Consider the following 16,834-nt stretch of genomic DNA (forward strand, 5'->3'; position numbering starts at 1 on the left):
ACGTGTTTGAACGATTTTTCACCCCCTACCATGCAGGCACGGCTGTCGTTGGGGAGCGCATAGCCATCTTGGCCCCTCATCCAGACGACGAAATATTTGGCTGTGGCGCCAGTGCGAGCAAATGGCAAGCCCAAGGTAAGCAAGTAAAAAGCTTTGTTTTGACGGCGGGTGTTGTGCGCAACGAATTCTCAGACCAGTCAGATGCCGAGCAAAAGCGTCTGGCGAAAGCCTTGCTTCGTGCTAATGAATCAAAAGCAGCTGCCAAAGTGCTTGGGCTACCTGAGCCCGAGTTTCTCAATGCGCAAGACGGTGAGTTATGGGATAACGTCATGATCGCCTCCGAGCTGGCCGAGCGCTTACAAGCGTGGCAGCCGACGACCATCGTCGCGCCTTCCATTTGGGAAATGCACCGAGATCATCGGGCGACAGCTGAAATAGCGATTCGCTTGGCGCAAACACTACCAAGCGTTAAGCGCCTTTGCTTCTATGAAATAGGCGTACCGCTAATTGCCAATGTCATAGAAGATGTCACCGCTTTTAAATCCCTAAAATGGCAAGCCATGCAGTGCTTCCTATCGCAATTGGCGTCCCAGCATTATGCCGAGCAAATCAATGGTCTAAATATTTATCGCACCTATACCCTCGGGTTGGACACACAGTATGCAGAAGCATTTTACAGTGTCGATGTGGCGGAACTAGAGCCTTTATTACAAGAATATGCACCGACTCAAACCACCCTAGCGTTAAAAAATGCCGAACAGTACACTTACCTTTTACAGCAACGGCTTGTTGAGCAACAGGAGCAAGTCCAGCAGCTAGAAACTGCACTTCAGCAGATGTACAGCAGCCGTTCTTGGCGCATAACATCACCGATGAGGAAGCTATCGAGCTGGTTAAAGCGACTTTCTGTGCAAAAAAAATGAATACAAAATTAGCGTAAGTCCTTACAAAAGCATTGATTACTGTGTTGTATGTATGACATCCTTGGCGGCTATGTAAAAATCTTTGTTTTTGTTGCGTATTTTTACCGAGAAAAACAAAAAACGCAGAGTAATTAAAAAAATTAGCATCGTGTGATGCCCGTCACATTCTTTTGACGGTAGCTCGATTACTCTGCAACACATGCTAGGTGATATCATTAAGTGTTCACCAAATTGTCATAAGCGTATTGCATTATTGAGCAAGCTTGTAGCTTGTGCAGGCGCTATATGACCAGCAATAGGAACTCGCGCACAGTGCGCAAGTTAGCTAAAACTTATTCATGTAATTGGCAGTGACGGATTCAAAACTGTCGCATGAAGTTTAGTAAATAACCTTTGATCAAGGAGTTAATAAATGGCTATTAGTCAACAACAACGTACGGATCTACTAACGCTTGTAGTTGGTATGTTCGACGCAGCGCCTACGTCTGAGCTACTTTCAGCTTTGGCAACAGGTCTAAATGATGGCGCTACGCTAGATCAGTATGCTGCGAACCTAGGTAACTCATCTGAGTTCGGTGCACTTTACCCTTCATACCTAACAGTTGAAGAGTTCTCTGCTCGTTTTATCACTAACCTACTAGGTGGTAACACATCAGAGCAAGCTGTAGCAGATGGCGCTCAGTTCGTAACTGACCTAATCAACGCTGGTTTCTCTACTGGTCAAGCTGCATACGAAGCAATCAAAGCTATTGCCGCTGCTCCACAAGACGACGCAGTATGGGGCGCAGCAGCAGCTGAGCTAAACAACAAAGTTGCAGTAGCTGACTACTTCGCAGTAAACGGTGACTACGCAGGTCTATCACTAGAGCAAATGCAACTAGTAACTGACGGCGTAACAGCTGACTCTGCTACCGTTGATGCTAAGAAAGCTGAAATCGACAACGGTACTATCCTAGGCGGTTCTTCAAGCGCTGAAGGCACTGAGTTCTTCCTAACAACTGCAACTGATGCGGGTTCTGCATTCCGTGGTACATCTGCAGCAGATGTATACTACGCTGATCTAGGCCAAAACAGCTTTGCAGGCGGCATCTCTAACACATTGTCATCTGCTGACCGTCTAGATGGTCAAGGCGACTACGACTCTTTGTTCGCTACACTTGTTCCTGAGTTCTACGGTGTAACAGGCGACAACACTGTAGCAGTTATGCCAAAGACTGCGAACATCGAAGAAGTTATGATCAATGCTCGTGACGTGTTCTCTACTGGTCAATCTGAAGCTGTATTTGGATCTTCTTACACAGACATCACACTAGATGCTCAGCTTATGACTGACATCCAAGTGATCGGTTCTTCTTACTCAAACGGCGATCTAATCATCGACAACCTAACGACGCTAACGGCAAATGGTAGCGCTCGTAACACGGCTGAGCTAACAGTAGTTATGGACCACACAGCGGGTAGCGACAACGTTACTTCTGATCGTTCTGACTTGACTGTTTACATCGATGAAGATTACTTGATCACTGACCAAACTACTGGCGGTGCAGGTCTTGTTATCCGTATGTTGAACGCATTCTCTAACGTAGAAGGCGGCAACCCAGTGGAAGGTTACGATGTAATCTCATTCACAGTGGGCGAAACAGCGGTAAACGTTGACATCACTGACATCGCTACAAACTCAGCTCTAGACTACACTACAGCTTACGCTGCGGTAGTTGACGCGATTAACGCACAGTTAGCTGCGCAAGGTCTGAGCACGGTAACGGCTGCTATTAACGCAACTGAGCCTGCAGTATTCTCTATCCCAGTTGGTTCATACACGACTGGTAACTCTGCTGGTGTTTATTACCCAATCACATTGACAAACACTGGTTCAGAAGCGCTTGCAGGTGTTGAGATTTCTCAATCTACAGTGCTTTACGACACAGACATGAACAACTCGTTCAATTCTACAGCAGCAAGCACTGTTGAAAACCCATTAAGCATCAACATCGAGCTAGACAAAGTAGGTCGTGATGCAGACGGTGGTGATCTAACCATCGGTGCGAAAGACCAAACTTCTGGCCCTAACAATAACACTGGTACTGATGTTGACCAAACTGACGGCATCGAAGTGTTCTACATCGACGTTCGCGGTGACGAGTCTCGTCCTTCTAACCTAGGTACGATCAAGTCTACTAACGGTGCACTAACAACTGTTTACGTTAAAAACGACGAAACAGACTTCGACGGTGCATCTCTAACAGTACGTAACCTACTAGGTGAAGGCCAAGAGCTAGAACTGATCGATGCGTCTGCATTCACTGGTGACTTCTCTCTAGCAATGTCTGACCTTACTGGTCAGCAAGCAGTTACGTCTATCTTCGGTTCTGGTAACGACTCTTACAACTGGTCGTCTTCTGAAGAGGATTCGGTATCTTCTGGCAAAGCATACAGCATCTCTATGGGCGAAGGTGATGACACCGTTACAGCTAACCTTGATGGCGATTCTGTAGATGCTGTAGGTGAAAGCTTCACTCTATCAATGGGTGCTGGTGACGACACTGCTACTCTGACAGGTACTACTGGTGTTTCTGATGCGACAGTACTGGCACTAGACAACGTTAACGTTGATCTAGGTTCTGGTGATGACACGCTATACCTGAATACTGAAATCATCACAAAAGTAAACGCTGGTTCTGGCTCTGACTTCGTTGTGGTTGACGCTGATAATGCAGAGGGTACTGGTAACGGTGAAGCTGGTGAGTGGACTCTAGGTACTGGTAGCGACAGCATTGATGGTTCTTGGAATGCACGCGTTCTATACGAAGCAACTGTAACGGTAAACTTTGCAGGCTTCCAGCAATCTCTAGTGATCCCAACGACTGCAGCTAACAACTTTGTTGCGACTCAGGCTGACATCAATGCCGCGATTATCGCAGTAATCGAAGCTAACCCAGAGCTGTCTCGTCTACTATCAACTGAAGTAAATGACGGTAGTGAAGATTCTCAGCAACTGACTATCACATCTAATGTGCAGGGTGCATACAACCTAGCGATCAGCATTAACCAGCCTACTGTTGTTGCTGCTGCAACTGCTGTAGCAGGTGATGTGACGATTGCACCTACAGAGTACAGTGCACTAGAAGCTGGCTTGCTAGCAACAGGTGCTGTTGCAGATTCAGCGGTTATCGGCACGGTAACACCTGAGGCAGATCTGCTTGCGGTTCTTAGCAACATCGACGGTAACCTAGACGAAGAAGGTAACGTTGCAGTTAACTTGGTTGTGAATGCAACTGAAGGTACTGACAACACAAACGCTACTTCACGCGCTATCATTGACATGGGTACTGGTGCGAATGATCTAGTTGTACTAGACACTGATCAGGATTCTTCTGATACGCTAGTGTTCTCTGATAACTGGGACAAAGTATCTGTTCTTAACTTTGATGCTGCTTCAACAGCGGTTGGCGGACAAAACGAAGTTCAAACAATCGATGTTACTGGCGTTTCTGCTGGTGAAACAGATAACAATGGTGGTCTTCAGATCACTCTTGGTACTGGCGAAGTTGTTTTGGTTGCCATCAATACAAATGACGACGATCAAGCTATCTCTAACGCTATTGTAGCTGCTGTTAACGGCCTTGGTGTAACTACTAACGTAGTGGCATCTAACGTTGGTGGAACTAGCACTACCATTACTTTGATCTACGACGCATCAGAAGGTAACGTAGCAACTACTGAAGTGGCTGAGTTTATTGCAACTGATGCAACTATGACTCAAACCACTACAGGTGGTGCTGCTGTTGCTGCTGTAGATGCAGTAGCTGAAGTAACAAACGTTGCATTTGCAGATGTCGATAATGCTGTCATTGGTCAAGAGATCATTTTCGATGGTACAACCATTACTCTTGCAGACACTGACGGCTCAGGTGCTGTTGAAGTTGATGAAATCGCTCAACAAGTAGCTGCTGGCACTTACGCCAACTTTACTGTAACTGACTATGACTACAGTGCAGGTGTGGTACAGTTTACTGCAAACACTGCTGGCAATATCGCTAATATCGTTGCTGGTGATTTCACTGGTTCAGCCATTACTGATAACACAACTGCTACACCAGGTTTTGGTGCTGTTGGTACCGCAGTAACTGCAGGTCAGGATGGTGTTGATGCGGCTGCAGCTGTTGCAGAAGGCGATGACGTATTGACCTTCACTGCAGCGGACGAAGCGGGTACGCTTTCTCTATTCGTTGACCACGATGGTGATGCAACTACAGATGCTCAGCAGATTGATGTTGCATTGTTGGCGGGTGATTCTGCAATCTCTGTTGCAACGAAAGCAGCTGCAGCATTGGATGCGGCACTTGATACTAACTGGACAGTGACTGATAACGCTGACGGTACTGTAACTCTAGCTAAGTCAGCTGCGCTGGGTGCTGTTGAGTCTACAACTTACGTAGACGGTGCTGTTGACACTGCAATTGCTGATGCACTGACAGTGACTCAAGGTCAGACAGGTTCTGGTATTACTCTTGCGGGCGATACTTTGGACTTCACTGCTTGGTTGGATGATCAAACTTCAACTTCTGGCTCTACAGAGTCTGCGATCACTACAGCAACGACTGTTAGTGTTGTCTCTGCAGCGGCTAACTTGAACCTAGGTTCTAACGAAGTTGTGATCATTAACGACTTTGCACAAGATATCTCTGGTTCTCTGAACGAGACTTGGGCTCTACTAGATGCAGCTGATATCGATGCTGCTCTAGAAGGTTCTACTGCTGCATACGGTAACTTCCTAAACGGTGGTTCTACTGCAGTTGCAGATCCTACTAACCTAGTTGGTACAGGTATCAGCTCTATCCTTATGGTTGAGAATGATCAGAACGCTGGCGAATACAAGGTGTTCTCTGTTGAAACTAACGCAGCCGCTGCTGATGGTTCAGAGTTCACTGTTGAGATGCTTGGTGTTATCGACTTCGGTGCAGAGCAGACTGCTCTGACTGCCGCTAACTTCGCTTAATCCCTCTCTTTGAGAAAGATGCCAAGGGTTATCTTAGGATAGCCCTCGGTTAAAGCATAAAGCCCTGTCACTTCGGTGATGGGGCTTTTTTATTTTCTGTAGGATTAAATATCACGCATGTCTAAGCCACCCGCCTCAATAGATTGATAGATTGAAAAAGAATCTCGCTCAATCAGTCTTACTTGTGGCCATTTGTCGCTCCCCCAAGGGCAGAGCAATTGGATGGTTTGCCGTTTCGGTTAGAAGAATATCTGATCTGATCTGTTCGGTGCTAGGAGAGGATAATGTGAAGCAGGATGATGGCAAAAAATTAACGCAGAATACTGCGTGGCATAGCCAGTGCCGCATGAGTACAGCGCTGGCTGATGTTTGAGAGCTGCTTAGAAGGTGAACAAGTCGTCGCTATCACTTTCGCCAAATAGCTTATCAAGGTCAACATTGCTGGTTTGTGCTGAGTGAGTTTGTTTATCATGCCATTGTTGACGTTTTACTAAGTACTTTAGACGTGTTTGGCTGTATAACTGAGCGTAGGCAACACCTAAGGCGCCCTTGCTGGCTAATGTCTGTAAGGCATCACCGTCTAAATGCTGTAGCGCTTTTTCATCGAAGCAGTACAGGCCTTTTAACACGGTCTGTTCAGATGAGCCATCTTCCGTTATAACCGACTCTTGCCATTCTTTGAGCACTTGATGCTGAGCCAATAAATCAACAGCATGGTCTGTTTGTAATTGTTGTATGTGACGCTGGCCCATAAACTGAATTAATTCTTTAAGGCTGTCGTGCGCTGTACCCGCTTGATTAAGTACGGGCTTATCATTGGTTTGAGCTTCTATATGGAAAAAGTCAGAATCAGCATCAACTGCGAGTACTTGTTGGCCGTTGCTGCTTTCCATTAGGCTAAATGGGTAGCTGCGCAGGTTGGCGGGTACATATTGTGCCGTCCAACGGTTATTAAGGTCTAAAAAGGCATTGCAATGTTTTTTGAGACCCAGTAAAACACACAGCTGAAATTTCCCAGTGCTGTTTTTTAAAAATGCCATAGGGTAGGTCGGAATCAAATGGCCGAATTCTCCTGCCAGCGCGGGGATAACGCTTAGGTGTTTTGTTTGACGATAGTCCGTTGGGGATGTCCAACCGGCATTGGCGTGATTTTGTTTGCTGACAACTTGCCATGTGGGCATTTCAAATTCTCCAGTGCGTCAAAAATAAATAACGCTCAGTGTAACGCGAATTAAGGTATGGGTGAAATGTTATAAGGGCACAAGAAGAAAAACGGGGCCATGTCTGACCCCGTTTTTGATCGTTGATGAATCATCGATTAAGCGATCAGCGTTTGAATCCCCACTAACTGATCACTGAACTGGACGTACTCGATGTCTATTAAATGATCAACTTCTGAGTAGTTACCATCGGTGTAACTGAGTCGTAGGCTGCCATCTTCTTGCTGTTCGATCTGGTAGTCGGCTAGGCGATGTTGTTGCACCGCGGTATCCGTTCCTTCACCTCCGTCGAGTAAATCACTGCCGTGCCCGCCAATTAAGGTGTCGTCGCCAGCGCCACCGTAGAGTTGGTCATTGCCTGGGTCAGTAGACAGGGCACTCTCATCCACAATTCCCGCTGAGAGGATTAATTCATCGTCTTCGCTAAAGTGTGACCAAGCACGGTCAGATAATGCGAGTGCTTGGAATAGCTCCGCAAAACTGTTGCCTTGGGCGAGGAAATCATTGGCGGCTGCGATGTCATCGCTACTCAAGCTACCTAAGAAATCTGACAGCAATGTTTCCACGCGTTGCGCGTCATTGAGTGTGGCTGATTGTTCTTTGAACCATGCTTGATAGCCCGCTTCGCTAAACTCAGTAAGGGATAGCGTTAGCGTTGATAGGGCAGATAAGACTGCGGCATCCGCTGTTTCCCCATAGATGGCTTGGAATCCTGTAGCAATAAACTGCAATCGTTCAGCGTTTTCAGCCAAGAAAGCATATTGCTCAGTGGCTTTAAGGATCAGTCCGTCATTAACTGGATTGTCAAAGTAAGCGTCATCAAATACCAACGCTTGAACATTACCATCGATCAATAATGAGGCTTGGCTGTACCAATCTCCGGTAAAGCTAAATTCGGAAGCATCGCTTAAGTCCGCATCATCAGGCGTAAAGGTTGTGATCAATGCGCCTGCTTTGCTCAAGCTAAAGGTGAAGCTGCCTTGGACGCTTTGGCCACCCTGCAACACATCGTTGCCGGTGCCACCATATAACGTATCATCCCCCATACCGCCTACGACTGTGTCATTGCCACTGTCGCCGTACAGTACGTCATCACCGCCTTTAGAGCCGATCACATCATCGCCTGCACCGCCGTGTAATTCATCGTCTGCTGCACCGAGTACAATGTTCTGTGCGTTGGCGCCAGCATAGACAATATTGGCCCCTTCACCGCCTCGAATCGTGACGTTATTGCCCACAATCACTGCAAACTCGATGTCATTTAAATCTAGCACCGTACCCGCTGGCAGATTTCGGGTATCAATAACCAAGGCTTCTTGGTAAGTCGAATTTGAGGAACCTGTAATCTTAATCGGTTCTAATGTCGACGCGTTTCCATTACGGGTGAATTCAATCTGATTTACCCAAAGGTTATCCGTATTGGTCAGTGCATTGAGGAAGGCATTGCCCGAGTTCTCCATCTCGTTCAAATCTTCTTCGGTTTCGGCGCTGTCATCAATCAGAGCAATCAGATTGTCCAACTTATTCTGCGTGCTGGCCGTAGTATTCGAGCGTGTCGTTACCCCCACACCAGTCGGTAAGCTCACTGTTGTCACAACTTGGCTGGTATTGCCGTTGGCAAAGTGCAATGGAATATCCGCAGAGTTGGTTGTGTTATCGGTATCTACGCGAGAATCAGATACAGGTGTGACGGTCACGACCTGTATGGTATTGCCTTGATTGTCTAGATCGGACCGTGTTCTCACCGTTGCGCCATCGACTGTATCGGTTGGTGTTGGTGTTGGTGTTGGTGTTGGTGTTGGTGTTGGTGTTGGTGTTGGTGTTGGTGTCGAAGGGCGCTCGACAACATCATTAACGGTAATCGTCAACGTTTGTGAGTCCGTTCCACCCTCACCATCATCGACTGTGACTTCCACAACATAGGTACTGTTGTTAGGTGTATCACCTTGGTCTTTCGGTGATTCAAAATTTGGTGCCTTGATGAATTCTAAAACACCGGTACTTGAATCAATACTAAAGAGAGCGCTGTCATCGCCTCCGCTGATGCTATAAGTGACGCTGGAAACAGTCGGTGTGGGTGTCGCAACAACGGTGGTCACCGCTTTTGTATTCTCGTTTATGGAAAGGGCAGCAGTACTCTCTCCTCCATTGCTTGAGATGATCGGTGTTAAAACAACGGCACCGCCTGGATCAACAATCACACCATTTGCGATGCCGTCAGCATCATATTGACCGCCATCGGTAATACTAAAGCTAATTTTTGTTTTACTGCCTATCGTGCTAACGCTGCCGATATTGACCCATGACGATCCAATTTGTTTATAGTAACCATTGGTGTTTAGGCTACTATCGACAAATAGGTCGATGTTTACTGTTCCTCCCATTTCGACGTTCTTTACTGTAAAGTCGAATTGGCCAACAGGCATCTTGGCATTTCGAGGTAAGCCACTAACACCACTGTTTGAAACATCGGAGATAATTAAACCGTCTGCAACGGCCAAGGTGCCCCATTTTTGATCGGATGTGCCATTTCCTACTGTGGTAACGGACGCAACGTTGGCTTGCTGGCTATCATCAATGCCATCACCATTACCATCTCCTGTGCCACCATTTGCGCTGGGTACAGGATCTTCTGAGGCATTCAGTAAACCATCACCATCCATATCTGTATCGTCAACATCAGCTGTCCCATCCTTGTCGAGGTCAGCTTGTACTAAAACAGTAATGGCCTGACTATCTTGGTCTTTACCGTCACTTGCAGCAATGGTGACTTCATAGCTGTTGTCAGTGTTTGCATCGGATGGCGAGGAAGCGCTTGGGGCCTGAATAAAACGTAATTCACCTGTGGTGCTGTTGATGTTGAATAAGCTCGCGTCATTTCCCCCAATAATGGAATAAGTAATAAGGTCACTGTCGCCATCAGTGGCGCTTACGGTGGTGACGGCAGTCTGACCTTCTGCTAGGGCGATACTGGCTGTCGTATCATTGCCACTTGTAATGATAGGAGTTTGGTTTTCAAGCAACGTAATGGTTTGTTGCTGAACACCATTTTCATAGCCACTACTAGTGTTGCTGATATCAATGATCACCGTTTCTGAATTATCAGAGGTAGGCGAGTCATCAATCCCTGTTACCGTAAATGTGTTTGAGGAAGTGCCCGCGGTGATGGTCACTTGATTAGTGTCAGCCCCGCTCACCGTGTAATCACTGTTTATGTCAGCTGTACCGCCAAATGCGAGCGTAACAATGATGTGATCGGTGGCGGTAACTAAGTTACCAGCAGAGTCTTTTAAGCTTAATGTATAGGTTGCAACACCGCCTGACTCAGTAATGGTGTTCTGATCGACTGATAATTCAACAAGCGGTTGAGTGGCAATATTATAGGTGGATTCATTACTAACCCCTGCATACCCATTGCCCGCAATATCGGTTATAGCCGTTGCGTCGATCTGTAAAGCATATTGAGTGCCTGGTGCAAGATCCAAAGAGGGGTTCAACGTAAGTGTGTTTGAGCTCACTGTCACGGAGCCGCCCGCATTGCCACTGCCTGTTACGACATTGAATACTTCTTGGCTCGAATTGTTTGTTAAATCTTTCAAGATAATATTGCCAGATCCTAAAGCAATGGCTTCGGAAAAGACTAGCGTCAAGTTATCGCTTAAACTCGTAATGACAGCATTATCAGATGGGGTTGAGCTTGCCAGATTTAATGTTGGCTCAGTGTTATCGACCGTATAGGTTGACTGGTTTGTGTCTGATGGCGCAGTATTACTCAGCGCATTAGGAGTGTTCGCCGTATCGGTAATATTTTGGGCACCAGCAAAACTCAATGTGACAGTGCCATCTAAGGCAGCTAAATCGCCTCCGCTTGCTGTGACGTCATAAACGCCATCGCTTACTTTTACAACGCTTGTGATGCTTGCTGATGTCCCTGTGACGTTAAAATCACTTGCATCAACATTGGTCACGGCTTCATTGAAAGTGACTCTCCATGTCAGGCCATCGGCATTGGTAAGTTCGCTATCGGGTGTTTGATATTCAATGCTAACGACCGTTGGTGCAGCGCTATCCACGACAGAGATGTCGAAGCTGACAGGTGTAGAGGTTCCGCCATCTCCATCATTAAGTGTTACAGAAAAGCTACGGTCCCCTTCTGTGGGGGCTTGATATTGCAAGAAAGCTAGAAAGTTACCAATACTTGCTGGCGTTGCTTTGTCGGTATCAAGCAGAATGGTGAAATTAGCACCGTTTTGCCCTGTTGCAGTAGTGTCCACAGTGGCGATAGAAACATAGACATTACTACCATCGTTATACCAAACACGGTCATCCGCAGCAGGGGTTGCATCGGCTGTTCCGATTTCTGCCCCAAATAGGAAGCTGTCATCATCTGCATCGCTTAAAAACGAGCCATCGGCCGTGCCAGATGTTAACGCGATGGTTAAAGAACCACCGTTAAAGTCGCCCCCATCAACATCTGTTACCGTTGCAACATCACCTTGATAATCGATGTACTCAGGTGTATTGGATGAGGTTGTAATGGAGCCATCACTTAGGTTGGTTATCACTGGAGTGTCATTTTCTGCGGTGATATTCAAGTTGATGACTGGATTAGAAACTAAACTACCACCATTACCATCACTGGCGCTGATCGTGATCGTCGCAGCGTTGTCACCGCTGGCATTTTCTGCACCGGTATATTGAATATTGGAAGCAGCAGAAAGGTATGTATTAATGTCACCGGTCGAGCCAGTAAGAGTAACAACTGTGTCGCTGGATAGAGCGGCCGTGACGCTATTCGCTGAGCCATCGGTAGGAGTAGAGAAAGTTCCAGCTGAAGCGGTTAATGTTACGGTTAAAGTATCGTCGTCTTCATCAGAAAAACTAATATCAGTTAAATCAATATTGCCTGTGGTGTCTTCGGTAAGAGTAATGCTGGTCGGTGTATTAGCTATGGTTGGGTTGGTATTAGGCGTGTTTAAAACCCTCATTTCAACATCAGTATCACCATTGCTATCATCTATCCATGCGGTGACGAATCCCGCTGAATCTAGCCATGTCACATCACTTTCATATTGGTTACCATAGCGATATTCGTTTACCTGAAATTGCTCGGTATCAATGGCTTTCCCTGTTGAATCAAAGCGACGTCCTTGAACTGAGTAACCATAGCCATCAATATTATCTTGATCCCAAACGATGACAAAACCGCCATCAGTAGTAGTTGAAACTGATGGCGTTTGAACAGACTCGCTACTGGTTGATACCAATATTTGTCCCGAAGATGCTGTGCCATTGCTATTAAATATTTGTGCGTAGATTTTAGTCAGGCTACTGTCACACCAAGTCACAACAAACTTGTTGTCTTCGAGAGCTGCAATGTCAACAGCGTAATAACTATCCCCAACAGGTGTATCGGAAACGACACTGTTGCCAATGGTAAGGTTAAATCCAGTGTCTGTATCTGCATCTATATTTGCTGTGACTAATGTGCCGTTGGAGAGAACGGTTGAGGCGACATAATAACCTGAAGAAGCGGAAGTATAGGTAGCGTTACTAACGTTACCTGAGCTATCGAATGATGCCGTTTTAATAGTGGAGTAGTCACTTGTTCCCCATGTAAGGGTGAAGCTGGAGCCATCTGATTTTGAGCTTAGGGCTAAATCACCAGGGACCCATTCTCCTGCTGCTACTTGTACTTCTTGACCTATATTGCCTGAGCTATCAACTATCCTGAAATAAATATTATTGCTGCCATAGTTTCCATATACGATAACAAATTTATTATCAGCCAATGCTGCGATGGTTGGTTTTCCTGACACAGCAGAGTCAACAGTCAGTATTGTGCCTGATGCCGAGCCAGTAGAGTCAAATATTTGTGCATAGATGCCTCCGTTTGTATCGTCCATCCATGTTGCGACAACTGTATTATTTTGTAAGGTGGTGAGCTGTACGTCATGCTGATCAATACTGTCTTCACTATGGGCCGTTTTTTCGTTGAGGAATCCAAGATCATTAGATGCCCCTTTTGCGGTAAATGTGTAAGTTTTGGATATACCCTCTCCATCGATAGGTTTTCCATCTCTGTCCAATTGATATATGTCGTAGTAACGAACCGTCACACTTACTTCAGTTCCTTCGAGCGGCATGTTATCAGTATTGACCGTCAAATCTGTGCTATCATTCGAAGTTGAGTCGTATTGTAAGCTAAATAAGTTTTCCGTTGATTGGCTTTCTAGGACCCATTTCCCACTTAATGTATAACCTGTATCAATTGGATCGAGAGTGGTGAGCGTTCCGCCATTAGGGATATCAGTGATAAGTATCCCGGATTGATTAGAGCTACTGATCCCCGTAGGTGCTTCATCGACTTTAATGAAAAGCCCGCTTCCTCCAGTGCTAGAAGTCGCACCGGTTATGTAGTAATAGAAACCGATATGGTCATCTTCAGTCGTTGTTTTTGTATCAACAAACTGCCAAATCGTTCCTGCAACATTGGTATAACCACTTCCTAAATTGTAGGTTGTCCAAGTATTACCATCATCACTACTGTATTGGAAGTAGCCTCTCTCTAAGTACCACTCAAACCCTTTGGCCGGTACTTCAGCCATTGAGACTTTGGTAATAGAGTCCGTGTACCAATCCCCTGAAGAGTTAGTACTTTTTCCATCACCCCATGTCCAAATATAGCTAGTTTCATTGGGCCTTACATAAAGGGTCTCAAGAGCGTCTAGTACCATGTCTAATGCTAAAGTTTTAGTATAGCCATCAAAAGATATTGAACGTCCAACTTCAGCAGTTGAAAATTCAAGAACCCAGTTTGCGCTATTTACCTCAGCCCCAGTCAAATCCTCCGAAGCGGCAATATCTGCACCCGTTAGCTGAGCCAGTTTGCCTATAAAATCCACGCCTGTTTGATCAGTCGCTACATTACAGCCATAAAGTAAGATATCGCCATCTACGGAAAGGGATGCGCCTATTTTTGCAAGTTGCGCTTGGTATTGGCTGAGTGTATCGGAGGAGAGTGATGCACTGCCCAATTGTTGAACGCCGTTAGAGCCGTGGCCTAATACATGAATGGCATCGTAGCCTGAATGGGTTGCTGACCACTCAGCTATGACTTCAATACCATCTTGTTCGGGGGAGACTAAGACAACTTCCATACCCTCAGGTAATCCCCCAACTAGGGTTTGGTAATCCGCTAAACTAGTGTCGATAAAAGTGACTTGTTTTATTGCTTGCTGGGTAGTGTTATCCGTAATAGACATAATGTAATTCCCTGATATGAGTATGGCCGCAATTTGAAGAAATAAATTTGACAATGAGTGTGGTAAAAGTGCATTTATTGTCCAGCATTTGCAAAGGACAAGTAAATATAATTTATGATTTGTAGCAAACTACATGCTTTTTATCAAACGACCTAAGAAGTTTGACTGCAATGCTTCCGTGCATTCCGCATTAGTAAGTGTGACTGACTGTTCTTTGAACTAAGCTTGATAGACGCTTTGCTAAGCACACTAAGAGAAATAGGTGACGTTGACAAGGCAGATAAGGTATCAGCTTCTACTAGCTCATTACGAGCTATCCGACTAGCAAACGATTTTTATCGCCTCAGACACTGCTGCACTAGCATCGCTAGTTAGCTCGATCTGATTGCCCCAAAGATTCTCTGCGTTATCAAGTGCATCAAGAAAGGTGTTGCCCGTGTTCTTCATCTTGTTCAAATCTTCCTTGTCTTCGGTGCTGTCATCAATCAAGTTATCAAGTTATTCCGCGTGTTTGCTATATCAGGTGATTTCAGACACATTTAAACTTTGTATTTACGCTTAAAATCTACATAGTCAAATTCAATGAAAATAGGGATAAAAAATGTTAGGGAGAGTCATTGCGACGGCGCTGTTAGTGGGGAGTGCTGTGGCGCCAGTGTTTGCTGCTTCATCTTCAACAACCACATTGATTGCACCGATGTTAGAGGGAAATGGACTCTGCTTATCAGGGGTAAATAATCCTGATTTACACGATTTAGAATCGATGCGTCGCTATTGTGAGGATCTAGGTGAATCATCTGCTTCATTATTGGAAACAATATTATCTGACATCGGACCTAAAAACAGTGCAGATGGCCGTTTTGAAATGGGGTATATGCTCGGGCTGTCGCTTCTTTCCTATGTTGAGCTTAAGGATGGTGAATTTTCTGTTAACCGTAATGCCATTCGCAATAGTTTGCAGCTGCTTCAGGACTCTGAGCGAAGTGCGGTGTTGTATTTCTTTGCCAATCACTTTATTGGCGCGGATGCTGCGGAGTTAGCAAAAACGCTGTCAGAGTCTGATAATGAGCTGATGGTTCTGAATAATGGTACTACGCCACGGGACGGGTATTTCTCTTCAACGATTTATCCTTGGCGAGTTGGCGACACTGGCACACAGTTTTATAAAGTGCGTAAGCTTGCTTTGGAGGCTGTTCTAGATGAATTATGTGCTCTACCTAAAGCAGACTTGGCAAAGATTAAGGCCGTGACTACATTGGGTGAGGTACATCATCAGTTCCCTAACTTTAATCAAGGCATGGGCTATGATGATAATTATGAAATTACCGATTACAGTGTCACTACAATCGAACAGTTTAAGGCTTGGCTGGCCTCAGAGTTTGGAACGATTGAGAGGTTAAATACTCGATTGGGGGCTCATTTCAGTTCTTTTTCTGATATTAGTCCTCCAGCTAAAGATATTCGCAAGGATAAGTTAAATAGCTTTTTTGAGCATATTGATCCCTATGCGCATGGTGTTATGCCATTCTTTGGTTGGGCTTTTTCTAAAGATGGCAGTCCATTCGAGATTAATGTCTACCTCGATGGGCAATACCTAGATCAAGCTCAAACAGGCTTGACTCGTGTAGATGTTGCTCAAGCTTTACCCGAGTTGTCAGACAGTAATGTTGGTTATCGCTATAACCTAGATTTTTCACACTTATCGCCAGGGCGACACAGCGTTGAGTTGCGCTTTTTTCACAACGGCGAAGAAAGTATTTTGAGCCAATATGATTTTGCAGTGATTGACCGCTCGCAAAGTAGACCCAGAAAAATTCAGGGATTCCATCTAGCGTCGGTAGACTCTAATCAGGACAGCAACATACGTTTTTGGGCAGATCACCCAACTAGTACGGTGGGTGTTTTCTATAACCCTTTGGCGAAGTTGTGGTTAAATTTTAGAGAGCAGCAAGTCACCCGTGAGATTGAGCAGTTTGCCGATATTATTCAACATAGTTGCATCTCCCCAGAACAAGTGTTTTCTCATCAGATCGCGCCAAACTTTAATCCGAGTTGGGACCCGACGCTATTCGCCGCCAATGACTCGTTGGAAATTAACGCACATTATAATCTAGGGATTAACTTATATGGTGGCATTATATCGAGCGATATTTTCTTTGATTGGCTAAAGCAGCATCATCATAGTCGTTATGCTCTACCTGAAATGCACCCCATGTTACCGCAAGATCCCATCGAATTCTCGAAAGTCTTGGAACGACATCATGATAATGGGGCGGTATTCCTGTCGCCTTATTTCATGTCTCTCGTACCTGATGAATATGCATCAGATCCAGAACATGGTCGTTTTAAGCTTTCCCCATCCAATACAGAATATGGATCTGATACATTTTTTCGTTCGATTCAGCGATTATTAAATAAGCCGTAATT

General features: G+C 45.5%; 6 protein-coding genes. 3 read left to right on the top strand and 3 right to left on the bottom strand.

Annotated elements, in window-relative coordinates; all coding sequences use genetic code 11:
* Positions 1-2 precede the first annotated feature (2 nt).
* The gene (locus ASC49_RS03010) at positions 3-923 is read left to right on the top strand and encodes a PIG-L deacetylase family protein (protein WP_055461738.1); all 921 of its coding nucleotides are present in this window, start codon (positions 3-5) and stop codon (positions 921-923) included.
* A 412-nt stretch (positions 924-1,335) separates the two neighbouring features.
* Positions 1,336-5,922 carry a beta strand repeat-containing protein gene (locus ASC49_RS03015; RefSeq protein ID WP_055461739.1) on the top strand — a complete coding sequence of 1,529 codons (4,587 nt, stop codon included), beginning with the start codon at positions 1,336-1,338 and terminating at the stop codon, positions 5,920-5,922.
* A gap of 380 nt (positions 5,923-6,302) precedes the next feature.
* On the opposite strand, the gene ASC49_RS03020 is transcribed toward ASC49_RS03015, so the two are convergent.
* The 3 genes from ASC49_RS03020 to ASC49_RS19750 form a co-directional block, all read right to left on the bottom strand.
* Positions 6,303-7,103, bottom strand: a complete 801-nt coding sequence (locus ASC49_RS03020) for a SapC family protein (RefSeq protein WP_055461740.1) — start codon at positions 7,101-7,103, stop codon at positions 6,303-6,305.
* Positions 7,104-7,240: 137 nt separating this feature from the next.
* A complete protein-coding gene (locus ASC49_RS03025; RefSeq protein ID WP_055461741.1) occupies positions 7,241-14,407 on the bottom strand; it encodes a DUF4347 domain-containing protein in 7,167 nt (2,388 codons plus the stop codon).
* Between the two features lie 321 nt (positions 14,408-14,728).
* Positions 14,729-14,896, bottom strand: a complete 168-nt coding sequence (locus ASC49_RS19750; RefSeq protein ID WP_156085537.1) for a hypothetical protein — start codon at positions 14,894-14,896, stop codon at positions 14,729-14,731.
* A 112-nt stretch (positions 14,897-15,008) separates the two neighbouring features.
* On the opposite strand from ASC49_RS19750, the gene ASC49_RS03030 reads away from it, so the two are divergent.
* The gene (locus ASC49_RS03030; RefSeq protein WP_055461742.1) at positions 15,009-16,832 is read left to right on the top strand and encodes a beta-galactosidase; all 1,824 of its coding nucleotides are present in this window, start codon (positions 15,009-15,011) and stop codon (positions 16,830-16,832) included.
* Positions 16,833-16,834: the final 2 nt, after the last annotated feature.

Source organism: Marinomonas fungiae, assembly GCF_001418205.1.
Taxonomy (GTDB): domain Bacteria; phylum Pseudomonadota; class Gammaproteobacteria; order Pseudomonadales; family Marinomonadaceae; genus Marinomonas; species Marinomonas fungiae.